We start from the raw sequence: 24,206 nt of genomic DNA on the forward strand, positions 1-24,206 counted from the left end.
ATTCTTATTGAACCGCACGCCCGAGGTTATTTGGGTATAGCGCATTCACGCGAAAAAAGACAAAACGGGTAATGATTAATGCAAGTGGGTAATGAAGCGCTGGTTCTATCAGCGGTTGGGGTCATTGGTTTAGGTTGTCAGTGGTTGGCATGGCGATTGCGCTTACCAGCTATTTTATTTTTGCTACTAGCTGGGTTGATTGTCGGGCCATTTATGCAGTGGTTAAATCCAGATGAGATTTTAGGGAATTTGCTCTTTCCGTTGGTTTCATTGGCGGTTGCGGTGATTCTTTTCGAAGGCAGCTTGACCCTAAACTTTAAAGAAATTCGCGGTGTGAGTGGCTCAGTCTGGAGTATCGTTTCCATCGGGGCCATCATTTCGTGGGCAGCAACCAGTATTGCGACGCACTATTTCCTCGGTTTTACTTGGGAGCTCGCCATGTTGTTCGGCAGCTTAACCGTGGTAACAGGTCCGACGGTGATCGTGCCACTTCTTCGGACGGTAAGGCCTAACAGTACGCTTGCTAATATTTTACGTTGGGAGGGGATCTTGATTGACCCACTCGGTGCGCTTTTTGTTGTGATGGTTTATGAGTTCATCGTATCGCACAGCGCGATAAATAGCGTTGAAGTGTTCGGGACGCTCATTGCCGTGGGCGTCATTCTTGGTGCAGCCTCTGGCGCAGCAGTCGCGACAATTATGCGCCGTGCGTGGCTACCGGAATACTTGCAGCCATTTGCAGTTTTGATGATCGTGCTCGGCGTATTTTCCGTCTCCAACCATATCGAGTCTGAAGCCGGATTACTCACGGTTACTGTAATGGGTATGTGGCTTGCCAACGCAAAGGGCATCAATATTCAACAAATTCTGCACTTTAAAGAGCACTTGACCATATTGCTGATCACCGGCCTATTTATTTTCCTTGCTGCACGCATCAGCTTGGAGGATTTTGCTGCGCTGGGTAGTGGCGCGTTATTGCTGTTTGTATTTATGCAGTTGGTGTCGCGCCCGTTGTCGATTTTCCTCTCAACCATCCGCAGTAACTTGAGACTTAAAGATAAACTGTTTCTGTCTTGGGTTGCACCGCGCGGTATTGTCGCTGCCTCTATTTCGTCTCTTTTCGCGATCAAATTGACCGAATACGGTATTGATGAAGCGATTTTACTGGTTCCTATGACCTTCATGGTGATCATCGGAACGGTTGTTTTACAAAGTGCAACGGCGCGTCCTGTCGCATTGATGTTGGGCGTCGCGGAGCCAGCGCCACGTGGCTTCTTGTTGATTGGTGCTAACCGAGTAGCCAGAGAAATTGGTCAAGCGTTGGCACGTTATGACCGCCGCATATTGATGACCGATTCTAACTGGGAGTACATCAGTCAAGTTCGTATGTTGGGGCTGGATTACTACTACGGAAATCCGATTTCTAGTCACGCAGATGACAATTTGAACCTGATAGGGGTGGGACAAGTCGTTGCATTAACGCCTGACCAGCATTTCAACATTATGGCTTGCATGCAATTTGTCGACGAGTTTGGTGAAGATAAAGTTCACTGCTTGCAAAAAGTGAAAACCAACGGCAATGGTAGCGAGAAGCACTCCGTGGCTCAGGAGTACCACGGTAAATTGCTGATGGGCGGTAACGTAAGCTATACCCAGCTGGCCAGTTTGTTGAGCCGCGGTGCAGAGATAAAACACACGAAGTTGAGCGACAACTTTACGTATCAAGACTATTTAGCGCATCACAAAGGGAACTCGGTAGTGCCGTTGTTCCACGTTGAAGAAAAAGGAAAAATTCAATTCTGTGATGACCCTGAGCAGTTTGCTCCAACCACCACAAGTACCGTTGTGTCTCTGATTCTGTCAGAAAGCGCAAAGTAAATTAGAGAAGTATGCGGCTCATTTTTATCGTGGTGTCTCGCACGCTGATTACTTCAACTTGGTGAAACACTCGCCTGCTTGTTTAAAACAGAAGGCGAGTTTCTCTTCCTATAATGTCAGAGTAAGTCGTGATTCATTACTGGTTTCGGAAAAGTAATCTCGTGAATTCAGAAAATTCGCATTGACGTTACTGATAAGGATCGCAATACTGCGCGACTGTTTTACTTTAGGGTGACATTATGGCTCCGCAAACTAACCGAAAAGATTTACATCTAGACGCTGTTTTACATCATGACATGAGCATGAAGCATAAAACGGCGGGCTTTGAGTCTGTCGAGTTTGAACACTGCGCGCTGCCAGAATGTGACTTTCAGGCGATCGACCTGTCGACTGAGTTTCTTGGCCACCGACTGGCGCTGCCGTTTTTGATTAGCTCGATGACAGGTGGAGCGAAAGACGCTGAAGTGATCAATTGTCGTTTGGCTGAAGCTGCCAGTGAATTAGGCATTGCGATGGGCGTGGGGTCGCAGCGTATTAGCTTAGAAGAGCGCCAACACGCAGGTCTAGGCAAAACCATTCGTGATTTAGCCAAAGATGTGCCGCTTTATTCCAACCTTGGAGCCGCTCAATTGCGCGACAAAGGTAAACTTGATAATGCGCAGCGTGCGGTTGAATCCATTCAAGCGGATGCGTTGTTTGTACACGTAAACCCAATGCAGGAAGCGTTTCAGAAAAATGGCGACCATAATTGGATTGGGGTCTTACACGCTATCGAGCAGCTTAAATCTCGCGTGAATGTTCCGATCATTATTAAAGAAGTCGGTTTTGGTATTAGTGGTCACGTTGCGCAGCGATTGGTTGACGCCGGTGTGGATGCCATTGACGTAGCGGGCGCGGGTGGCACAAGTTGGAGCGCGGTTGAAGGCTATTGCCAAGATAACCCGAAAATGCAGCGTGCAGCCGAGCTTTTCCGCGATTGGGGCATCCCAACGGCAAAATGTTTGACTCAAATAAGAGCACAGCATCCTACATTACCTTTGATCGCCTCAGGTGGTGTGCACAACGGACTTGAAGCGGCGAAAGCCATACATTTGGGCGCCAATCTCGTTGGGCAAGCGGGCGCAGTCTTGAAAGCGGCTACCATAAGCACTCAAGCGGTGGTCGAGCACTTTGAGCAAATGGCGTTAGAGTTACGTTTATCATGTTTTGGCACGGGGTCTTCTAAGATCAGCGCATTAACGCAAGCGCGCTGCCTATAGGTGTTTATGGTGTCATTTACGCAGCTTGGCTCAATAATTTTTCGGTGTCTTAACACGTAGACTGATAATTTCGTTATAGTTGATACAAAAGTCACTTCAACAAGTGACTGCTTAGTTCAGACCGTTGAATGGGCATTTGTTGAAGCGATTGAGTTTTATTTTAATATTGTTTGCAACTGGAACCTTAAATTTATGAAAAAACTAGTCATGCTGATGTTGGCGGCTTCTGCTTTAACCGCTTGTAGTGATGAAGTGGGCACTGAAGGCTGGTGTAACGACATGCGCGATAAGCCAAAAACAGAATGGACAGCAGACAATGCAGTAGACTTTGCGAAGCACTGTGTTCTTCAAGATGGTGTGGGCAGCGAGCAATGGTGTGAGAACTTGAAAGATAAGCCAAAAGGTGACTGGAGTGCAAACGAAGCCACCAGCTTTACTAAGCACTGCATTTTCTAAGCACTACACTTTCTCAACACGGCGTCTTTTATTAAGAGCGATGACTGTGTTAGACAAAATATTAAGAAAACACCAAGCGTCTTGCTTGGTGTTTTTGTATCGACAATAGCTTGGGCTTTCACGTTCTGAGCACACCTATCTTTCCTCTGAGTAGAGTGTTTTACATTTTCGTTTCATTTTTGAAAACCTGTATTACCTGCCTTTAATTTTTCGCATTGCAGTGGCATGGTGTCGGTGTATTCGTCTAATTCAATTAGATTCATAACAAAAAGGGACTCAAATGGAAGTACTCAAAGGCTCATGTCTGTGTGGTAAGGTGAAACTGGAAGTGGCAGATGAATTCAAGTACATGGGAAATTGCCATTGCTCGGAATGTCGAAAATTTACTGGCTCTGACTATTCATCGGCGGGCGGTATTGCTCTAGATAAGTTGCTCATTATCCAAGGAAAAGAGGATATTCAAACTTATCAGAAAAGCGAAAATACCATGTTATGTTTTTGTCGCCATTGCGGGTCGAGCCTGTATTCGAAAAAGAACAATGGGATTGTCAATATTCGCCTAGGGGTCTTGGATGATGCACCATCCCACAAGCCAAATTTCCATATTTTTGTCGCGTCCAAAGCGCCGTGGCTTGAGATATCGGATAACCTGACTCAGTTTGAGGCCGGGCCCAAATAGAGTAGTAGCGGAAGAGAATTATTTAGTAACAGAGGGCGTTGCAATAAGTCTACAACGCCCTCTACGCTTTTATTTTTGAAATTAGAACAGAGATGATTATTTGGCGTCTTGCAGTTCTTCTAAGCCACCTGCATTGTGCAGATTCGTGAACCCTTGCGATTGCAAATATTGATACGCTTTACCAGAGCGGTTACCACTGCGGCAGTACAATACGATCGCTTGATCTTTATCGACGTCTTGGAAATGTTTATCAAGCTCAGATAGAGGGAAATTGACCGCATTGTCTACATGCCCCTCAGAGAACTCTTGCGGCGTGCGCACATCGACGATTATTGCGCCTTGTTCTATCAGCTGCCATCCTTGTTCCGCGCGTTCAGAAGCTGCTACATTGGGAGAAAGCAAACCAACGCACAATGTTACAAGAAACAGAGATACGACCTTTTTCATTGTTTGATTATCCTTTTTAAGAGTATGTAACCACTCTAGATTTGATTGAACACATTTTCCATCATAAAGAGGTTTTAAGTGGTCGTGAATGTCAAAAATTTCGATAGAAGATTTTATTCAATTCAATAAAAAATTTTTATGAAATCCACCTCTTGAACTCCAATTTTTCGACCTTATTATTCTCATCGAAAGCGAGCGGTCGACTCGCAAATCCATCTTGATGTTTATTCTGTCTTTTATTTTTGGTTCCAAGTAGGAGGCACTTAAAAATGAAAATTCGTCCTTTAAATGACAAGCTAATTGTTGAAAGACAAGAGGTGGAAAATAAATCTGAAGGGGGAATCGTTTTAACTTCTCAGTCGGTGAAAAAATCAAACCGCGGGAAAGTCATTGCTGTTGGTTTAGGTAAACGCCTTGAAAATGGCGAACGCGCTGCGATGGAAGTCAAAGTGGGCGACCAAATCATTTTCAATGACGGTTACGGCGTGAAAACCGAGAAAATTGACGGCGCAGAATACTTGATTCTGTCCGAATCTGATGTGTTAGCAATCGTTGAGTAATTATTTTTGTAGTAGTTTTTTGAGGAGATAATTATGGCTGCAAAAGACGTATTATTTGCTAATGACGCACGTCAAAAAATGCTGAAAGGTGTGAACTTACTGGCGGACGCAGTAAAAGTGACACTAGGCCCTAAAGGCCGCAACGTTGTGCTTGATAAATCTTACGGCGCGCCAACCATTACTAAAGATGGTGTGTCGGTAGCGAAAGAAATCGAACTGAAAGACAAGTTCGAAAACATGGGCGCACAAATGGTGAAACAAGTGGCGTCCAAAGCGAATGATGAAGCGGGTGACGGTACAACGACCGCTACTGTACTGGCGCAATCTTTCATCAACGAAGGTCTTAAAGCGGTAGCTTCTGGCATGAACCCAATGGACCTAAAACGTGGTATCGACAAAGCTACTGAAGCGGCGGTTGAGAAACTACGTGAAATGTCTAAGCCATGCAGCGACAAAGAATCCATCACCCAAGTGGGTAGCATTTCTGCAAACAGCGATCGCGCGATCGGTGAAATCATTGCAGAAGCGATGGAAAAAGTGGGTCGCAATGGCGTGATTACGGTAGAGGAAGGCCAAGGTCTAGACAACGAATTGTCTGTGGTTGAAGGTATGCAATTCGACCGCGGTTACTTGTCGCCATACTTCATCACTAACCAAGAAAATGGCAGCGTAGAGCTAGACAACCCTTACATCCTATTGGTGGACAAAAAAGTCAGCAGCATCCGCGAGCTATTGCCAGTGCTAGAAGAAGTGGCGAAATCTTCTCGCTCGCTATTGATCATTGCTGAAGACATCGAAGGTGAAGCGCTAGCGACATTGGTTGTGAACAACATGCGCGGCATCGTGCGTGCGACTGCGGTGAAAGCACCTGGTTTTGGTGACAACCGTAAAGCGATGATGGAAGACATTGCGGTACTAACCGCAGGTACGGTCATCTCTGAAGAAATCGGCCTAGAACTCGAAAAAGCAACGCTAGAGCAACTAGGTAGCGCGAAGAAAGTGACCATCACCAAAGACACAACAACCATCGTGGGTGGTGCAGCAGAAGCAAGCGCGATTGCTGATCGTGTGGCTTCGATTGAAAAACAAATCGAAACAACCACTTCTCAATACGATAAAGACAAGCTTCAACAACGTGTTGCGAAGCTTTCTGGCGGCGTAGCGGTGATCAAGATCGGCGCTGCAACCGAAGTTGAGATGAAAGAGAAGAAAGACCGCGTGGACGATGCGCTACACGCTACTCGCGCAGCGGTTGAAGAAGGTATTGTTGCTGGTGGTGGTGTTGCTCTAACTAAGATCGCGAAAGAATTGGCGGATCTAAAAGGCGACAACGATGACCAAAACGTGGGCATCCGAGTTGCGCTACGTGCAATGGAAGAGCCTCTTCGTCAAATCGCAACCAACGCAGGTGACGAAGCTTCAGTTGTGGCGAATGCTGTCAAAGCGGGTGATGCCGATTACGGTTACAACGCTGCGACAGGTGAATACGGCAACATGATCGAAATGGGTATCTTGGACCCTGCGAAAGTAACACGCTCAGCGCTTCAATTCGCAGCGTCTGTTGCCGGCTTGATGATCACCACTGAAGCGATGATCACCAACCACGTTGAAGACAAAGAACTTGATATCTAACGTTACCAATCGTTAGTGATTAAGTAAGCGTTAAAACAACAATAACATTGCAAAACCTAAGCGGGCTCGCTTGAGCCCGCGAATCAGTCATTTGAGGTAAGTGTTATGACCCGTTTGCCTGCGTTTTCTTTCTCAATATCTGAGCCGGGCGGTAATGAAGCTTCGTCAACGTGGCCGACTGCTATTCACTTCCCCCTCGTTTCAGCTGGGCCAGAGTTTTCGATCGAAAATGCTCTGCCTAAACGTCCGACAGTGACGATATTCACTATCGATCTGTCTCAGTTACTTAAAGGGGACGCTCGGGTCATTCATTAACTGCATCGAAACAGCCAACGTAAGTTGGCTGTTTTTTTTCATTTCTGGGTGTAGGTCAAACTATTGATAATGTGAATCGTTTCCCTCACGTTGATGCAGTACATTCAATATGTTAGCTTGATTTGGGACTGTTCCCAAGTAAGGTGATAAAATAATGAATAAGAAAATACTGCTTCCCCTAATGTTAGGGATTTCCGCTACTGCTGCTGCTTCTGATAACAAGGTTGTAGAAAGTGTCTTGATTGATAACATCGCGCTAGAAGGTTACGTAAAGAAAAGTTATGAGGTCGTGATGCAAAGCGAGCCTGAGCTTTTCCCGTACGAGTTTCGTGGTAGCCGTGTGCAGATGAAGTTACTGGTTGAGTTATTCCATAACTCAAAGAACGACAAAAAAGCGGCTCGCGTGATCACTCTAGGGAATGGTTATGTACCAGGTAAGCCGGGTGTAAAACACACTTTTGATGCAGCGATTGTTGACCGTTTTACTCAAAACTACCCAGTTGCGTTCGATTACAGCATCTATCAAGCTGGTGGCACGCCTGTATTTAGTGAGGATTACTCACCGCAAAACGAAGCCAATGATGTTTCGGTATCGACAACCACGGTTGCACCGTCTATTGGCTTAACCGCGACTGCAACACCGGGCTCGGCACCAAGTTTTTCTGGCTCGTTGACGACCGATCTCGGTGTGGCTTATACGTCTCGTTACTCGAGTAAGGATTACGTCACCGCAGCCAAACCAAAGGCTTCCATGGAACGCGGTATGGGCGTTAAGTGGACCACCTCTCTTAGCCAAATTTACACCAACGACTACCAGTACTACGGTAAATGGGCGGGTGTTTACCACTACACAGGTTGTTCAAACGAAAACCTATTACCAGAAGAGAACTTGCCGCGTCTGATCTACGGCTTCAAACCGAAATTCCAGTACGTGTTCACACCAGAATTTGAGCGCGGAGAAGAGCCCAAAACGGAGATGATTGCACGAGCGGGCATGAAAGAAGTTGACGAAGGTTTCTCTCGCAATGCGTGTAACTGGTACGATCAAGGCACAACGAGCCACTACACTGAGGCGCAAATTCGCTTCACGATTGATTGGGATAAGCTCACCGTTATCACTCAATAAACGTTTCACTTATCAGACCGAAGGTTTGTGGATTGTAATGCGGCTCCAGTAGCCGCATTTTTTGTGTTCAAAATCTGACCGCAAACGTATTAAGCCTTTAAGCCCAGCATCGCGCCGAAAATGACCAAACCCGCCCCACATGCTTGGGCGGATTGGCAGCAATCAACACGTTGTGAAACCTTCAACGACAACACTCAGCAATCATTTGCGCATTTTTATTTTTGCATACAAGCCGCGGTGGATGGCTTAGGCGCGGCGATGGGATCGTATCCTTTTGTTATGGACGATATTAAGCGCGATAATTTGGTCGCGCCATTTGGTTTTGTGCTATCAGGTTGCAATTATGTTTTATTGAGCCAAGATAAAGCGTACAGAACTCGAACATAAATTCATCACGTGGTTACAAACGCAAAAGGTAGAGTGTGTACCACTACCATCGCAGCAAAATACGCAAGGCGAATAGAAGGCGCAGAGCGTGATTACGTCAGTCAGTTTGATGGAAAAGGGCTTAGGAAATTGGAAATGGAAAACCTCAATATTGTTGAAATCAAATCATTTGTTCCAGCGAAAGATTATGCGCTCTCAAAACGTTTTTATGAGGCGATAGGCTTTGATATGGCGTCAGACTTCGGTGATGTGGCGTACTTCTCTCAAGGCAGCTGCGCGTTTCTTTTACAGAATTTTTATGAGCCAGAACACGGCAACAACTTCATGATGCACTTGCTCGTAGAAGACGCAGAAAGCTGGCATCAGCACTTATCCAAAGTGGGCCATGAGGAATTTGGTTCGCGTTTAACTGAGCTGGTCGAGCAACCTTGGGGTATGCGCGAATGTTGTTTGTTTGACCCTAGTGGCGTTTTATGGCGAATCGGTCAGAACATGAATACTGACTAACGCCAGTCCTCTTTTCATCACATCTATATCGCGCAGGTATTGATATCTCGATACCTGCGCGTTTTGTTTTTTGCTTAACCTTGCCAACGTTTCTCGCGCACTCATGCCTTTTTCGAGGTGGTGTGTGATGGACTGACCCCAAAAAGCTCCTCAAGCAGCATGGCTTTGAGTTCCGCCCTGACTTCTGTCCCTCCGATTAACGCCAAAAGTGCGAGTCCACTTGGTATGAGAATCACCATCAATATGGGTCTTAAAATATAAGAAAAGCAGAATATGGTCGGCAAGAAAATCAATCCTTGGCCTAGTTTTTTTAATACGTACATGAGCGATTCCTTTTGTTTTTATATAAAAATTGAGCGCGCTCATTTTTTATAATTGAGCGCGCTCAATTTGTCAATATCAGCCGCTCAAGGTATCATCCTTTCAGGCTCATTAAGCAGATACATCAATGACGAAGCGACAACAAACCAGAGACAAAATCCTAAAAGCCGCGTGGGCATCTTTTGCTCAGAATGGCTATGACATGACGACCACAAGGCAGATTGCGAGAGAAGCAGGAGTCGCCGATGGTACGGTGTTCAGCCACTTCCCGACCAAACTGTCGATTTTGCGCGAAGGGATGCTGACGCAACTGCAACAGATCAGCCAAGAGACGCTAGTCAGTGTGGAAGGTAAGACAGCTATCGACATTGGTTTGGCGCTGACGGAGAAATACTATCGCTACTATTTTGCGAACGTCGAGCTGAGCCGAGCCTTGTTGAAAGAGGTGATTTGGGATTTGGATTATTATCAGTCGTTTAACCAAGCTTTGTTTCAATCTGTAAAGGGAAGCTGCGTCCTTGAGGGAAAAATACCGCTGATTTTTGACTGCTATTTTATGACGTTAATCTCGCACTTGAGCCGTGCAGAACCGGATGTTGAAGCGGCACTTGAAGAGCTTCATGCTAAGTTTCAACAAATCATTGCGACTGCATAACATGGCCCCAACGCAGGATCTGAAAGAATATACTGCCTGTCATTTTATTTGCTGGACTCCCATTTTCTCGTTTCAGTTGGCGTCTCACCAAATAGCCGCTTGTAGCTTTGACTGAACTGCCCGAGATGGAAAAAACCAAAGTCAAAAGCGATTTCTGCAATTGTTCGATTATCTTCAGGGCTTTGTAGCACTCTACGTACTTGATTCAGCCGAATTCGGTGTATGAATTGCTTTGGGGAAGTATTACAGCAATGTTCAAAGGTGTACTGTAGTGTGCGACGACTGACGTGTACTGCGTCACACAGTTCACTGACGGTTATCGGTGTACGGTAGTCTAGATCCTGTAGCTGTTGTTTTATACGGTGCATCACGTGTTGACGATGAGAGATTGATATCGGATGGCTCGTGTGCAGTGAACTGAGTGAGAACAACTCCAGCACAATATCTTTTAAGATTGCTTGATGTGTGGTTTCAGACCATCTTGGCTCGGCGGAACCAAGTAACGTGCCTAAGTAGTATTTAAGTTGTTGAATGTGTTTTTCCGTCAAACCCGTTAAGTGCAATGTGTTGTTTTGGATACTCCCAAGCTCAAGTTGATTTTCTATGATGTGAACGAAGTTTTTGTCGAGCACTATTCCATAGATAGAAAACTGCTCCGGTGTCATTAACTCAAAATCAGCGCCACCTTGCCTAAGCAAAAGTTGGCTTGAATTAAACTGACTGTGATTTAGGTGTAGCGGCTTATTTTCCGCACTCAAACCCAACCAAATACCTCCCTCTTCAACCCTGCATTGCTGTCTTAGCGAGCGGTTACTGTCTTCACGAAATACATGGAAATTGGGAAATCGTCGTTCTCGAATTTGACCTAAAAATCGACCATCGCTGAGTTGGTCATATTCCTGTTGCCAGTTTATCAGACTCGCAGCTTGTTGGTTTGCATCCTTAGTGTGATGGATGCACAGCATTGGTGCAGTTTGGGGCATTTGGTTACTCATCCTTGTGATACTCATTCCTTTTTTGTGAGTCATGTTGGAGCAGTATTTATATAACTCATTGTTTATTATTGGTTTATAAATGTTGCCAGTTTTTGATAACGCTACGGAACACATTTGGCAATACTTTCTTAAAGCTTATTGATAGTTCAGCAAAAAGCGAACCAAACAGTGAAGAGGAAGAGCAATGACGGCAACTTATCGTCGGCAACAAGGCAGTAAAGTCTATACCTTTAAGTCATTAGCTGACTTGATGGCGAAAGCGACACCGGAGCGCTCAGGCGATGCGTTAGCCGGGGTTTGTGCTCAGTCAGCGGCAGAACGCGTAGTCGCACAAATGGCGCTGTCTGAGTTACCACTTAAAACGTTTCTTAACGAGGCGGTTATTCCATACGAAAGCGACGATATCACTCGCCTAATTATCGATACGCATGACCTTGAAGCCTTTAAACCGATTGAGCACTTGACGGTCGGGGATTTTCGAAATTGGCTGCTGAGTGAAGAAGCCGATGGTGAAACGTTGGCTAAAATTCGTCAAGGTTTAACACCAGAAATGGTGGCCGCAGTCAGTAAGATTATGCGCAACCAGGATTTGATTCTCGTTGCTAAAAAATGCCAAGTTGTCACGGCTTTTCGGAATACGATTGGTTTGCCGAGTCGCCTGTCTACTCGCTTACAGCCGAATCACCCCACTGATTCTCTCAACGGTATCGCAGCGACCATTTTTGATGGTCTGATGTACGGAAATGGCGATGCGGTTATCGGTATCAATCCGGCAACAGATAATGTGCCTCAAGCTATTAAGTTAATGAACTTAATGGATGAGGTGATTCAACACTATCAAATACCGACTCAGTCTTGTGTGTTAACTCATGTCACGAACACGATCGAAGCCATTGAAATGGGTGCACCAGTCGATCTCGTTTTTCAGTCGATAGGCGGCACACAAGGAACGAATGATACCTTCGGAATAGACTTATCGATTTTGAAAGAGGCCCATGAAGCGGCATTGTCTTTGAATCGAGGTAGCGTAGGAAACAATGTGATGTATTTTGAAACCGGACAAGGTACAGCGTTGTCTGCGAATGCATTTCATGGGGTCGATCAACAGACTTGCGAAGCTCGTGCTTATGCTGTCGCGAAACAGTTCGATCCTTTGTTGGTCAATACAGTCGTTGGGTTCATTGGCCCAGAGTACCTGTTTGATGGCAAACAGATCATTCGTGCTGGGCTTGAAGATCATTTCTGTGGGAAGCTGCTTGGTTTACCTATGGGTTGCGACATCTGTTACACCAATCATGCCTATGCCGATCAGAATGACATGGATAATTTGCTGACACTGTTAGGCGTGGCCGAGTGCTCTTTCATCATGGGTATTCCAGGGTCTGATGACATCATGCTCAACTATCAAACTACCTCATTTCACGATGCCCTTTACGCAAGAAAAGTACTCGGTCTGAAGCCAGCTCCAGAGTTTGAACAATGGTTAATGGAGATGCAGATTTTCGAGAGCGTGCAAGACGTTCGGTTAAGTGAGCAAATCTCTCGCTCGTTTTCGGGAGCAATTAACCAACTGAATAAGGGGTATTCTCATGGGTAAAGTAATCACCATTGCTCAGTCCCCACAAGACGAGTCTGAAGTTGTCACACACAACCCGTGGGGCAAGTTACGTGACTTCACCTCTGCTCGGATCGCTCTGGGTCGTAGCGGGAACAGTGTACCAACCAACGAGTTACTCTCATTTCAGCTGGATCATGCCCAAGCTATGGATGCAGTGCATTGCAGTTTGAATATTGAGTCTCTCGTTGCTGGTTTGTCGGACTCTTACTCGATTCTTGAAAATACCTTAGAGCCTCCAGTGGTAGTGAGCAGCCAAGTGAGTGATCGGCTTATGTACCTGCAAAGGCCCGATTTAGGAAGGCAGCTCGATGAATCTTCTTGGCAAACGCTCAACTCGATAGCAAATGAGCATAACACTGACATTGATCTTGCGATTGTTATTGCTGATGGACTTTCTTCCGTTGCAATTCAAAACCATGCCGTGCCTGTTGTTACTCGATTGATTTCTCTTTTAAGCGCTGATGATGAACATCAATGGAAATTCGCGCCTATCACAATCGTAAAGCAAGGAAGAGTAGCGGTAGGGGATGATGTTGGTGAATGTTTTAACGCCAAGGCCGTGCTGGTTTTAATTGGAGAGAGGCCCGGTCTAACTTCTCCGGATAGCATGGGTATGTATCTCACTTGGGGGGCTAAACGAGGCTCTAAAGACTCCCAGAGAAACTGTATTTCCAATGTGCGTCCTCAGGGGCTCAATTATGACGATGCCTGTGAACGCGCATTTTACTTGCTCAAGGAGGCTCGAAAATTACAACTGTCAGGAGTGAACCTGAAAGATCGCTCCGATATCAATGAGCCAAGTGGCGCAAGCGTTGAAGATAAACACAGCGACAACTTTTTAATTTCATCAAAGTAGAAGGATTTACTATGTCTAAACATCAGGAGTACTTGGCCAAAAGGCAGCTAAAAAGAGGCACCGCAGGTTGGATTTTACTTGCTGGCTTAGGTGTCTCGTATGTTATATCTGGTGACTTCGCCGGTTGGAACTTTGGCATCGCTCAAGCAGGATGGGGAGGCTTTCTTATTGCTGCTATCGCGATGGCAGTAATGTATTTCACGCTAGTATTGTCTTTAGCTGAAATGTCTGCGGCGATTCCTGCTGCGGGTGGTGGTTACAGCTTCGCAAGACAGGCGATGGGGCCGACAGGCGGCTTTTTCACTGGCTTATCAGTTTTGATTGAATATGCGCTCGCGCCTGCTGCGATAGTAATTTTTATTGGCTCAGCAGTGAATGAATTGGTTGGTATCGATGGCCCTGTTGTTTACGCACTTTTCTACGCCGTCTTTATCGCTATTCATATGGCAGGGGTTGGCGAAGCTCTCAAAGTAATGATGGTCATCAGCGGTTTGGCTGTGTTAGCCATTCTCATTACTGCAGGTGTGCTTATTGGTCACTTTGATGTGAACAACTTATTCGATATTGCTCCGGCGACGGCTCAGGCAACAGAAATCTTGCCGTTTGGGTGGTATGGCGTATGGGCTGCGTTGCCATTTGCAATGTGGTTGTTTCTTGCGGTTGAAGGTGTGCCTTTAGCGGCAGAGGAGGCAAAAAATCCGGCGAAAGATGTTCCAAAAGGCATCATTGGTGCGATGTTGTTTTTATTGCTAACCGCAACTCTGGTGGTCGTTCTTTTGGCTGGTGCGGTTGGTTCAAAGGTCATAGGCGATAGCGCTGTGCCATTAGTTGACGCGCTGAAGCTTACAGGCAACTCAACGATAGCAATGGCCGTGAACTTACTCGGGTTAGCTGGTCTTATCGCTTCTTTCTTCTCTATCATTTATGGTTACAGTCGCTTGGTGTTTGCGCTTTCCCGCGCGGGTTATTTGCCGCAAACTTTGTCATTAACCAGCGACAAAAAAGTGCCTTCTCGTGCGCTTTTGGTTCCGGGCGTTTTTGGGTTCTTGGTTTCTCTTACGGGGGAGGGGGACTTAATCTTGGCGATGGCTGTTGTCGGCGCGACGGTATCGTACGCATTAATGTCCTTGAGCCATATTTTATTGCGAATTAAACAGCCGGAGTTAGCTCGCCCATATAAAACGCCTGGCGGGGTAATCACTTCGAGTATTTCTCTGGTGCTTTCTTTGATCGCAATGACAGGTGTTTATGCTTTTGATCCCTCAGCCTTCTTCATGACAATGGGATTGTTTCTTATCGGTGGTGTTTATTATGGTTTATACAGCCGCAACAAACTGGTGGCAGCAACCGCGGAGGAGGAGTTTGCCATGCTTTCTGTTGCAGAATTAGAGCTTGAATCAGATGTAGCACGATAGCCATTTCAATTCTTGTTCGCCACTACATCAAGGGAGCCATGTGCTCCCTTTGTCATTTCTATCAAAAGTGCATAGCGCACAAATGCATCACTTTAACTTTATAAGTGGTTAATCATGTGAAAGTCTAGTCTGGATAACTATGGAGCATAGCCACCACTGGTATAGGTTAAGTTTTCAAGGAAGGATCATGAAAAACAACGCATTTAATACACTTTTTGGAACAGAGTTACCGATTATTCAAGCACCAATGGCCGGCGTGCAAGACAGCCAAATGACCATAGCTGTCAGTAATGTTGGCGGGCTTGGCTCGTTACCTTGTGGAATGCTGAATAAAGACGCCATCGTTAAAGAACTTCAACTTATCAAACAGGCAACCAACCGACCGTTCAACCTCAACTTCTTTTGCCATGAAATGCCGGAATATGACGCCAACAAGCACGAAGAGTGGCAAAAAACGCTGAAACCGTATTTTGCTGAAGTGGGTGCAACCGTACAGGCTCAGCCAAATGCTCCGACAAGGATGCCTTTCAATCATGATATTGCTGACGCGATTGAACCATTTGCACCGCCAGTGATCAGTTTCCACTTTGGTTTGCCTGCCGATGACTTGTTAGCGCGAATTAGAGGCTGGGGAGGGAAGATCCTTTCGACAGCGACTACGGTGGACGAAGCACTTTGGCTAGAAGCAAAAGGCGTTGACGGTATTATCGCCCAAGGCTTGGAGGCTGGTGGACACCGAGGCATGTTTTTATCGGATGATTTATCTACTCAATTAGGCTTGATGGCGTTATTACCACAAATCGCCAAACGGGTGAATTTGCCTGTTATTGCTGCAGGCGGAATCGCTGATAGAAGTGGGGTGGAAGCCGCGTTGAGATTAGGAGCTAGTGCCGTTCAAGTTGGCAGCGCCTATTTGTTGTGTGATGAGGCGAAAACATCGTCTTTACATCGATATGCCATTGCCAGTGAGCGCGCGCAGCATACGGCGGTGACTAATGTTTTTTCGGGCAGGCCAGCACGAGGCATTGTGAATCGCGCGATGTCGGAGCTAGGTTACATCTGTGAGTCTGCGCCGAAATTCCCATATGCTTCCATTGAAATGACTCAGTTAAGAGCGCTTATGGAGAAGCAAAACCGAGATGAATTTACGCCGTTGTGGTGCGGACAAAATTCGTCGGGTTGCAAAGAAGTTTCAGCAGCAGAAATGACACTATCATTAGTGGAAGGGATTGATTTGAGCTTGTGTTCCTCAGACTGATTTGGCCTGAGGAACACATTTCAAGTGAAGGTTATTGAGGCGCTTTCATCGCTTCAGATTGCTCGCCCGTCATCACGAAGTGCAACTCACCACCCGGTTTGAACTCGGAATGGTCGAAGAAGAAACCGTTATCCAAAGCTTTGCCATTGATGGTGACAGACTTGATGTACATGTTGTCATCGGCGTTGTTCTCTGTGGTGATCGTGAACGTGCCGCCTTTCACCGGAATCACGGCTTTGTCGAATAGCGGGCGACCCACAGTGTAGATAGGTTCTGCTGCGTTCACTTGGTAGAAGCCTAATGCAGACATCACATACCAAGCGGACATTGCGCCCACGTCTTCGTTACCAATGACGCCTTCTGGCGCAGCAAAGTACATGTCATCAAGAATGTGGTCGACGACTTGTTGTGTCTTCCATGGTTCTGCGGTCCAGTTGAATAGGTAAGGAATGTGGTGCGAAGGCTCGTTACCAAACGCAACTTGACCAATCAAACCAGACATATCCGGTGTTTCTGTCCCTTGGCTTTCTGCGGTGAAGGTTGCTTCTAGGTTCTTCTGGAACTCAGCATCGCCACCCATGATGGTTTTTAAACCCGCGATGTCATGCGGTACAAACCAAGTCCACTGCCACGCGTTACCTTCGGTGTAGTTGCCTGTTTCGTGTTCTGTGCCGTATGGGTCGAATGGCGTCATGAAGGTTTCATCAATCATCACTGGGCGCATGAAGCCCGTTACACCATGTTCTGCGTATTCCGTTGGGTTGTAATCGAAGTACTTTTTGTAGTCTTTTGAGCGTTCAAGGTATTGCTCTTCCGCTTGAGTATCACCGGCTGCTTTGGCGATTTGCGCGATAGCCCAATCGTAGAACGCGTTTTCTAGACCGTAAGAAACAGACTCAACCGTGTAGTCTTCAAATACTGGCTCACCATCGACACGTTGGATAGCTGGCGTGAAGCCGTTTTTCTCAATGTAATCGATGTGCTTGGTTAAAGTGCGATCTAATACGCCCTGATCCCAATCGGCTTGCAGTGCTGGGTAGTTGTCGTAAGTCGAAGAGTCGATCGCGGCTTTCAGCGCCAGCTCTTTCTCTTGCTGAGTAAACTCTTCTGGGAATTTGGTGATCGCATCTGCAATCACTGCTACCGCTGGGTAGCCGACCATGGTGCCTGTCTCGTCACCTAAGTGTTCCCACTTCGGCAGCAAGCCGCTTTCAGTGTACTTCTGAACTAGGTTTTTCGCGTATTGCACTGCGCGGGTTGGCTCTGTGATGGTTTTTAGTGGGTGTAATGCACGTTGGGTATCCCATAGAGAGTAAACCGAGAAGTTTGGCTGTTCTTCCGTTGCTTGACCGTAAGCGATGGAGTATTCTCCTTCGCCTTCACGAATTGAGCCTTTGCCCATGCCTCGGAATCGACCATCCACGTCTTGATGCACCATCGGCGCAATTTTGGTGTGGTAAAGCGCAGTGTAGAAGATCTCTTTCTGATCTTCCGTGCCCCCTTCGATAGAGAAGTTGAGCGCTTTTGCCCATTTCTCACGTGCGTTGTTGCGCGCAGTATCGAAAGAGACATTCGCTTCGGCATCGTAGTTGTTTTCTGCACCTTGTGGGTCAACCGCAGATAACGCCACTTGCGCGTTCAACTCTTGTGAGCCTTCATCTTCAAATTCGATGTAGGCCGTGACGTCCGCTTTTACACGCTTAACTGGATTACCTTGGTCATCGTAAATCAATTCAGAAACGTGCTCTGCCGTTAGACCGTCAACAGGCTTACCATTGGCAAGGATGTAGACGTCTTTGATCTTCTTATCGAAAGTCGCATAGAAGAAGATTTTTTGGTTTTTCGCCCAACCAGAGAAGTGTGCTGCATCGCGCTCGCCCGTGATGGTATGACCGTCTTCGCTCACCGTCAGTTTGTTGCGCAGAGAAGTCGAACCCCAATCACTGTTAAGGATGGAGTTGAGGTCTACCTTCAGACGTTGTGGTTGACCTTGCGGGTAGGTGTAACGATGGAAGCCGACACGTTCAGACGCCGTAAGCTCAGCTTTGATACCGTTCTCAGCAATCTTTACAGAGTAGTAACCCGCTTCTGCCACTTCAGAGGTTTTGTCCATCTTGACTGAAATCGCTTCGCGGTAGTCGTCGCTGTCTTCGATATACTTGGCTTTGTCTTCGGTAAACGGCAGGAACAGAATGTCACCTAAGCCGCCCATGCCCGTGCCGGATAGGTGAGTGTGTGAAAAGCCAAATAGAGTCTTTTTATCGAAGTGGTAACCTGATGAAGAGTGCCAGCCGATCAGCTCGGTATCTGGAGAAAGTTGCACCATGCCTTCTGGCACAACAGGGCCCGGGAATGTGTGTCCGTTAAAGCCGGTACCAATGAATGGGTCGACGTATTTTAGGTTGGAAGTATCGACGCTTGGTGAGGTGTTATCGTCGTCATCGTTGCAGCCAGCCAAACCAATAACACTTGCAATCACAGCGGTGGCGATAGCGGTTTTCGTAAAGTTCATAATCTTGATTCCTTAGGCAGGAAGCGAGTTACGTCCTGCCACTGAGTTAATCTATCTGCTTATTCTTTAAGCATGAATTACATAAAACGTTACTGAGCTTGAAGCGCTTCTTGCTTGTCACCCGTCATGACGAAGTGAAGCTCGCCGCCCGCTTTGATTTCGCTGTGCTTGAAGGTGAAGTTGGCATCCAGCGGTTTGCCGTTGATGGTTACGGACTTCACGTACTTATTGTGTGGGCTGTTGTTGTCTGCGATGACTGTGAATTCGCCGCCTTCCACTGGAATGGTGATTTCATCAAACATAGGACGACCGATGGTGTACACCGGATCCGCAGGCGTCACTTGGTAGAAGCCCATTGCTGACATCAAGTACCAAGAGCTCATTTGACCTACGTCTTCGTTACCAATCAAACCAGTTGGCTCGCTGGTGTACATCTCTGACATGATGCGGTCTAGGTACTCTTGCGCTTTCCATGGCTCATCCGTTAGCGCGTATAGGTAAGGAATGTGGTGCGATGGTTCGTTACCGTGCATGTACTGACCGATGTAACCCGTTAGGTCTGGCAGTTCTTCACCTGTGTTTGAAGAACGCGCGTTGAATAGCTCGTCCAAGTCTTCACGGAAGGCTTTCTCTGGCGTGGTGTCTTTGCCTTGCGCCAAGTCTGCTTGGTAGATTTCTTGTTTCAGACGGTTGAAATCGTGCATTGGTTGGAACTTCCATTGCCACGCGTTCCCTTCGGTGTAGGCAAACTCGTCCACGTAGTAAGGGTCGAATGGTAGCAGTGGGCATTTCTCTTTCATCACGCCAGAGCCTTCTGGCCACTCAACCATTTCACACTCATCCAAACGCTCTTCATCAATCGGTTGGTTGAACTCCAAAGGCGGTTTGTTTGGTGATGAACTCATCGGATGGTTCTTTGGACGTAAGAAGCCTGTCTCTGCATCCCAATGGTTGAGCCAGTTGTCGGCACGAGTCATAAACTCTTCTTGCAGTTTTACATCGCCAGCCATGCGCGCGATTTCTGCCATTGCCCAATCGCCATATGCAAACTCAAGCGTGTAAGACGCACTGTTCCAGTAGCCGTGATGAACAAAGCCGTTTTCTTCGTACACCTTCACTTGCACAACGTTTGCGGCGCCGATGTTGTTGTCTTCCGTCCAATCTGGGAACTCAGAAGCCTCGTGGTAGCGCACCGTAAACTCAGCCGCGTCTTTTGCAAGTTGTGGGTCGATGTCTAAGCCTTTCGCCATCGCGTCAGCAATGATAGAGACAGCAGGGAAGCCGATCATAGTGCCTGTGTAATGGCTGTGCAGTTCCCATTTCGGCAGGATGCCACCGTCTTCGTATTTAAGAATTAGATCGTTGGCAAACTCTTCGGCACGTTCTGGGTCGATGATGGTTTTCAGTGGATGCGCTGCACGGAAGGTATCCCACATGGAGTACACAGAGTAGTTTGGTGTGTCACCCGCGTCTTTTTGAATGCGAGTTCGCATCGCAGGGTATTGACCGTCGACATCTTGGAAAATCATTGGTGCGATAGAAGCGTGGTAAAGCGCGGTGTAGAAGATCTCTTTTTGATCTTCTGTGCCGCCAGATACCATCATGCGGCTAAGCTCTTGGTGCCATGCGTCGTTGGCTTGAGCGCGCGCAGTATCAAATGACACACCTTTCGCTTCTGCTTCTAAGTTCTTCTCCGCACCTTCTGTGCCTGTCGGTGACAAGCCTACTTGGATTTCTAGCGGTGTTGATGATGGTGCGAATTCTAGGTAAGCGATGGTTTTCACTGCGTCGATGTTGTCATTGTTCACATCGATTTCCGTTTCTGCGCCGTCAACCAAAGCAATGGCTTTGACGATAGGTTGGTTGAAGGTGGCGTAGAAGTAGACGCGCTGGTTGTTCGCCCAACCGTTAGAGCTGCGTAAACCGCGAATGGTGTAAGCGTCGATGAACTCTAAATCACCCTTCATGGTGCGGTTGTTGAAGTGACCTTTGTTGAGGGTGTGGTCTAAATCGAACTTGATATGTGGCGTAGTGCCTTCTTTGAAAGTATAGCGGTGGAAGCCAACACGTTGCGTGGTGGTTAGCTCGGCTTTGATTTCGCCTTTGTTCAGTTTAACCGCGTAGTAGCCCGCTTCTGCAGTTTCGTTGTCTTTATCGAAGGTGTTGAAAACGGCGTTTTCTTTCTTGGTAAAAGGCAGAACTAAGATATCACCAAGGTCGGTAATGCCTGTGCCAGAAAGGTGAGTGTGGGAGAAGCCATATACTGGGATTTCAGTCAGCTTGCCGTGGTCGAAGTAACCTGCGGCAGAGCCCCAACCTTCCATTTCGGTATCAGGAGATAGTTGTACCAAACCGTAAGGTACAACCGCCCCCGGGAAGGTGTGACCGTCTGCGCCCGTACCAATCAATGGGTTGACGTATTGGGTCAGAGTGGTGTCGAGGGATGGTGTACCAGAGTTGCTGTTGTCGTCATCACTGTTACAGCCAGCAAGACCAAACATGGCAGCGAGAATAGCGGTAGAGATAAGGGTTCTTTTTAGTTTCATTTTTATGGTTCCACTGAAGTGAAGTTTTTAGGGGGCTAGATGCCCCCTTTCGTTATTTGGATCGGTGTCGGTTATTGCGCTTTCATCGCTTCAGATTTGTCTGAAGTCATAACGAAATGCAGTTCACCACCGTCTTTCAAATCGCTGTGCGCGAAGCTGAAGTTGTCACTCAATTGTTTGCCGTTGATGGTCACCGACTTCACGTAGATGCTCTCTTGGCTGTTGTTTTCTGAGGTGATGGTGAATTTACCGTCCGCGACTGGAATCACGGCTTTGTCGAACAGAGGACGACCGATGGTGTAACTTGCTTCGCCCGGTGTGACTTGGTAGAAGCCCAATGCAGACATCACATACCACGCCGACATCTGACCGACGTCTTCGTTACCGATCAGACCTTCATGCGTTGGGTGGTAGAACTCGTTCATCGCTTGGTCGACGATTTCTTGTGTCTTCCAAGGTTCCGCCGTCCAGTTGTATAGGTAAGGCACGTGGTGATCAGGCTCGTTACCCATCACGAACTGACCGATGTAGCCCGACATGTCGTGTGATTGGCTCGTATCGGCGTTGGAGTCCGCATTAAACAGTGCATTCAAGTTGGCTAAGAATGCCGCTTTGCCTTGTTCGGTTACGTCTTCAGGAAGAGAGAAGTCAGTACGGTTGATGTGCTCGCCACCCATCACGTTGGCTAGACCGTTCAAGTTGTGCGGTGCAAACCATGTCCATTGCCATGTGTTGCCTTCGGTGAAGTCTTCACCACGGTGCTCGGCACGGTAAGGCCAGAACACGTCGCTTTCGTTGAGTGCTTTGCGGTCTTTACAGGCGTTGTAGTCCATACCGTCTGGGATAGACAGAGCCGTGTTCTCGTCCAAACATTCGGCTTTGAGGTTGTTTGCCCAAACTTTGCTGCCGCTGTTCATGTAAGCCGGACGCATAAAGCCCGTCGCGCCCAATGCGTTGTCTTTGGTGTCTTGCAGTTTGCCGTATTGTTCAGGGTTGTAATCGAAGTAGTTCTTGAACGATTCAGAACGTGCCATGTAGCGGTCGTACTGCTGGTCGTTGCCTGCAAGTTTAGCGATCTGAGCGATACACCAGTCGTAGTAAGCGTTCTCAAGACCGTAAGACACCGACTCGTTCACGAGCTCGTCGTATTTGTCGACTTTCAAGCCTTCCACGTAACCCGGTTTGTCACCAGAGTCCGGTGCCCATTTAGTGTTAGCTGGAATAAAGCCGACGTCTTCTTGGTAGTCGTTGTGACGTGTCATGACCGTGAAGCGTTTGTCACCGTTCCAAGCATCTTGGTAAGGCACCCAACTTTCGGTTTTATCAAAGTTGAAGTTGACCGTTTCGTCAGCGGCTTTAAGTGCCAAGTCAAACTCAGCTGCGGTAAAGGCTTCAGGGTGTTTGACCATGATATCGGCAATAACCGAAACAGCAGGATGACCGACCATTTCACCGGTGTAATCCGAGTGCAGTTCCCATTTTGGTAGTACGCCGCCCGTTTGGTATTTGTTCAATAGATCGCGTGCGTGTTCAATCGCGCGGTCTTTATCGATGATGGTTTTCAGTGGGTGTGCGGCGCGGAAGGTATCCCACATTGAGTACACTGAGTAGTTCACTAAGCCGTCTTCTGCTTGGTGCACTTTGCCATCCATGCCACGGTATTTGCCATCCACATCTTGGTATAGGAATGGGGCAACGAACGTACGGTAGAGCGAGGTGTAGAACATGGTCTTGTCAGCTTTGTTGCCGCCTTCCAGTTCAAACTCGCCAAGGATGTTTTCCCAAGCCACTCGGTTTTGTTGTACGACATTGTCGAAATCCCAGCCGTTAGTGTCTGCTTCTAGGTTTTTCAGTGCGCCGTCAACACCAGTACCAGAAATCGCTACCTTGACCACCAATGGCTCATCGCTCTTACCAAAATTCAAATGAGTCAGGACATCGTTTGCGCGTTTTGCCAAACGTTCTGGATCAGGTTCTGGTTCGCCCGGCATTGGTTTGTGCTCTGCGTAGCCGCGGTAATCTTCCAAGCCGACTTCGGTAGCGTCAGTTGGAGTCAGTTTGCTTTCAGAAGCCAGCTTGGTGTACAGGTTCTCTTCAATGATTGGATCAGAGAATTCTGCCGCGAAGAAGACGGTTTGCCATTGACCCCATTCGTTTGAGGTGCGCGCGCCTACGACGGTGGTGTCATTAACGCGTTTGTAGTAGATGCTGCGAGAGTGGTTGCCGTATTGCTCCAACAGTTCGTGTTGCAGGTCGATACGCACTTTACGATCTTCACCCGGCTTGAAGGTGTAACGTTGGAACGCCACGCGGTCGGTTGCTGAAAGCTCAGCTTTTACGCCAGTTTCTACAAGGTCAACCGAGTAGTAACCAACCTCTGCCACTTCCGAGCTTTTCTCCATGGTCACGGCATCAGTATTGAAACCTGTGTATGGCAAGAAGGCGAAGTCGTTTAGGTCACCTTTACCTGCGCCAGAAATGTGGGTCATTGAGAAGCCAGAAAGCAGGCTGTGCACAGGATCGTATTCAACAGGTGAGCCTTTGCCAGTCCAACCGTTTGGATCGAAGTTATCTGGGGATGGCTGAATCATACCTTCTGGCATGACTGGAGACGGGTTAACGTTGCCAAGACCTTTAGTGCCGATCAAGGTATCAACGAATTCCAAAGTAGGGGTAGAGATAACCGGAGTTTCCGGATCAGAGTCGCTGCCACAACCAGCAAGACCAAGCATGGCGGTTAACACTGCAGTAGAGAGTAGGGTTCTTTTTAGTTTCATTGTTTTT

Annotated in this window: 20 protein-coding genes and 1 pseudogene; 15 read left to right on the forward strand and 6 right to left on the reverse strand. The window is 47.3% G+C overall.

Features of this window, described 5'->3' with window-relative positions; translation table 11 throughout:
• Positions 1-78 precede the first annotated feature (78 nt).
• From LIX84_RS00660 to LIX84_RS00675, 4 genes are all read left to right on the forward strand, one after another.
• On the forward strand, positions 79-1,878 hold the full coding sequence (locus tag LIX84_RS00660; RefSeq protein ID WP_226420354.1) for a cation:proton antiporter: 1,800 nt from the start codon (positions 79-81) through the stop codon (positions 1,876-1,878).
• Positions 1,879-2,117: 239 nt separating this feature from the next.
• Entirely contained in the window at positions 2,118-3,137 is a 1,020-nt protein-coding gene (gene fni, locus LIX84_RS00665; protein ID WP_006741316.1) for a type 2 isopentenyl-diphosphate Delta-isomerase, read from the forward strand.
• Positions 3,138-3,329: 192 nt separating this feature from the next.
• Positions 3,330-3,593, forward strand: coding sequence for a DUF3012 domain-containing protein (locus LIX84_RS00670; protein ID WP_005395285.1), 264 nt, complete (start codon positions 3,330-3,332; stop codon positions 3,591-3,593).
• 280 nt (positions 3,594-3,873) lie between these two features.
• On the forward strand, positions 3,874-4,272 hold the full coding sequence (locus tag LIX84_RS00675; RefSeq protein WP_005395284.1) for a GFA family protein: 399 nt from the start codon (positions 3,874-3,876) through the stop codon (positions 4,270-4,272).
• 96 nt (positions 4,273-4,368) lie between these two features.
• Here LIX84_RS00675 and LIX84_RS00680 read toward each other — a convergent pair whose 3' ends face one another.
• The gene (locus tag LIX84_RS00680) at positions 4,369-4,719 is read right to left on the reverse strand and encodes a rhodanese-like domain-containing protein (RefSeq protein WP_226420355.1); all 351 of its coding nucleotides are present in this window, start codon (positions 4,717-4,719) and stop codon (positions 4,369-4,371) included.
• Positions 4,720-4,988: 269 nt separating this feature from the next.
• Here LIX84_RS00680 and LIX84_RS00685 point away from each other — a divergent pair, with 269 nt between their 5' ends.
• The 6 genes and pseudogenes from LIX84_RS00685 to LIX84_RS00710 all read left to right on the forward strand — a co-directional run bounded on the left by LIX84_RS00685 (position 4,989) and on the right by LIX84_RS00710 (position 9,246).
• Positions 4,989-5,279, forward strand: a complete 291-nt coding sequence (locus LIX84_RS00685; protein ID WP_005373989.1) for a co-chaperone GroES — start codon at positions 4,989-4,991, stop codon at positions 5,277-5,279.
• A gap of 33 nt (positions 5,280-5,312) precedes the next feature.
• Complete coding sequence (groL, locus tag LIX84_RS00690; protein WP_005463958.1) at positions 5,313-6,911, forward strand: chaperonin GroEL; 1,599 nt, start codon at positions 5,313-5,315, stop codon at positions 6,909-6,911.
• 105 nt (positions 6,912-7,016) lie between these two features.
• Positions 7,017-7,226 (forward strand): hypothetical protein, encoded by a 210-nt coding sequence (locus LIX84_RS00695; RefSeq protein ID WP_226420356.1) that lies wholly within the window; start codon positions 7,017-7,019, stop codon positions 7,224-7,226.
• A gap of 154 nt (positions 7,227-7,380) precedes the next feature.
• Positions 7,381-8,352, forward strand: a complete 972-nt coding sequence (locus tag LIX84_RS00700; protein WP_005463923.1) for a leukocidin family pore-forming toxin — start codon at positions 7,381-7,383, stop codon at positions 8,350-8,352.
• A gap of 135 nt (positions 8,353-8,487) precedes the next feature.
• Positions 8,488-8,815: pseudogene (locus LIX84_RS00705) on the forward strand (LysR family transcriptional regulator); the annotation flags it as partial.
• A gap of 59 nt (positions 8,816-8,874) precedes the next feature.
• Positions 8,875-9,246, forward strand: coding sequence for a VOC family protein (locus tag LIX84_RS00710; RefSeq protein ID WP_005395273.1), 372 nt, complete (start codon positions 8,875-8,877; stop codon positions 9,244-9,246).
• A 101-nt stretch (positions 9,247-9,347) separates the two neighbouring features.
• Here LIX84_RS00710 and LIX84_RS00715 read toward each other — a convergent pair whose 3' ends face one another.
• Positions 9,348-9,569, reverse strand: coding sequence for a hypothetical protein (locus LIX84_RS00715; protein ID WP_226420357.1), 222 nt, complete (start codon positions 9,567-9,569; stop codon positions 9,348-9,350).
• A 125-nt stretch (positions 9,570-9,694) separates the two neighbouring features.
• Between LIX84_RS00715 and LIX84_RS00720 the strand changes: the two genes are divergently transcribed.
• Positions 9,695-10,222 carry a TetR/AcrR family transcriptional regulator gene (locus tag LIX84_RS00720; RefSeq protein ID WP_139060795.1) on the forward strand — a complete coding sequence of 176 codons (528 nt, stop codon included), beginning with the start codon at positions 9,695-9,697 and terminating at the stop codon, positions 10,220-10,222.
• Between the two features lie 44 nt (positions 10,223-10,266).
• On the opposite strand, the gene LIX84_RS00725 is transcribed toward LIX84_RS00720, so the two are convergent.
• Positions 10,267-11,217 (reverse strand): helix-turn-helix domain-containing protein, encoded by a 951-nt coding sequence (locus LIX84_RS00725; RefSeq protein ID WP_226420358.1) that lies wholly within the window; start codon positions 11,215-11,217, stop codon positions 10,267-10,269.
• A gap of 184 nt (positions 11,218-11,401) precedes the next feature.
• Here LIX84_RS00725 and LIX84_RS00730 point away from each other — a divergent pair, with 184 nt between their 5' ends.
• The 4 genes from LIX84_RS00730 to LIX84_RS00745 all read left to right on the forward strand — a co-directional run bounded on the left by LIX84_RS00730 (position 11,402) and on the right by LIX84_RS00745 (position 16,364).
• Complete coding sequence (locus LIX84_RS00730; protein ID WP_005388715.1) at positions 11,402-12,814, forward strand: ethanolamine ammonia-lyase subunit EutB; 1,413 nt, start codon at positions 11,402-11,404, stop codon at positions 12,812-12,814.
• Entirely contained in the window at positions 12,807-13,691 is an 885-nt protein-coding gene (gene eutC, locus LIX84_RS00735) for an ethanolamine ammonia-lyase subunit EutC (protein WP_213895808.1), read from the forward strand. Before LIX84_RS00730 ends, eutC begins: the two co-directional genes overlap by 8 nt.
• Before the next feature lie 11 nt (positions 13,692-13,702).
• Entirely contained in the window at positions 13,703-15,106 is a 1,404-nt protein-coding gene (gene eat, locus LIX84_RS00740) for an ethanolamine permease (RefSeq protein ID WP_047008022.1), read from the forward strand.
• Between the two features lie 187 nt (positions 15,107-15,293).
• Positions 15,294-16,364: an NAD(P)H-dependent flavin oxidoreductase gene (locus LIX84_RS00745; protein ID WP_226420359.1), complete on the forward strand. Its 1,071-nt coding sequence runs from the start codon at positions 15,294-15,296 to the stop codon at positions 16,362-16,364.
• 31 nt (positions 16,365-16,395) lie between these two features.
• On the opposite strand, the gene LIX84_RS00750 is transcribed toward LIX84_RS00745, so the two are convergent.
• The 3 genes from LIX84_RS00750 to LIX84_RS00760 form a co-directional block, all read right to left on the reverse strand.
• Entirely contained in the window at positions 16,396-18,876 is a 2,481-nt protein-coding gene (locus LIX84_RS00750) for a GH92 family glycosyl hydrolase (RefSeq protein WP_226420360.1), read from the reverse strand.
• A gap of 89 nt (positions 18,877-18,965) precedes the next feature.
• Complete coding sequence (locus tag LIX84_RS00755; RefSeq protein ID WP_226420361.1) at positions 18,966-21,422, reverse strand: GH92 family glycosyl hydrolase; 2,457 nt, start codon at positions 21,420-21,422, stop codon at positions 18,966-18,968.
• Positions 21,423-21,493: 71 nt separating this feature from the next.
• Positions 21,494-24,199 carry a GH92 family glycosyl hydrolase gene (locus LIX84_RS00760; RefSeq protein WP_226420362.1) on the reverse strand — a complete coding sequence of 902 codons (2,706 nt, stop codon included), beginning with the start codon at positions 24,197-24,199 and terminating at the stop codon, positions 21,494-21,496.
• Positions 24,200-24,206: the final 7 nt, after the last annotated feature.

This window comes from Vibrio sp. E14, assembly GCF_020515785.1.
GTDB lineage: Bacteria > Pseudomonadota > Gammaproteobacteria > Enterobacterales > Vibrionaceae > Vibrio > Vibrio diabolicus.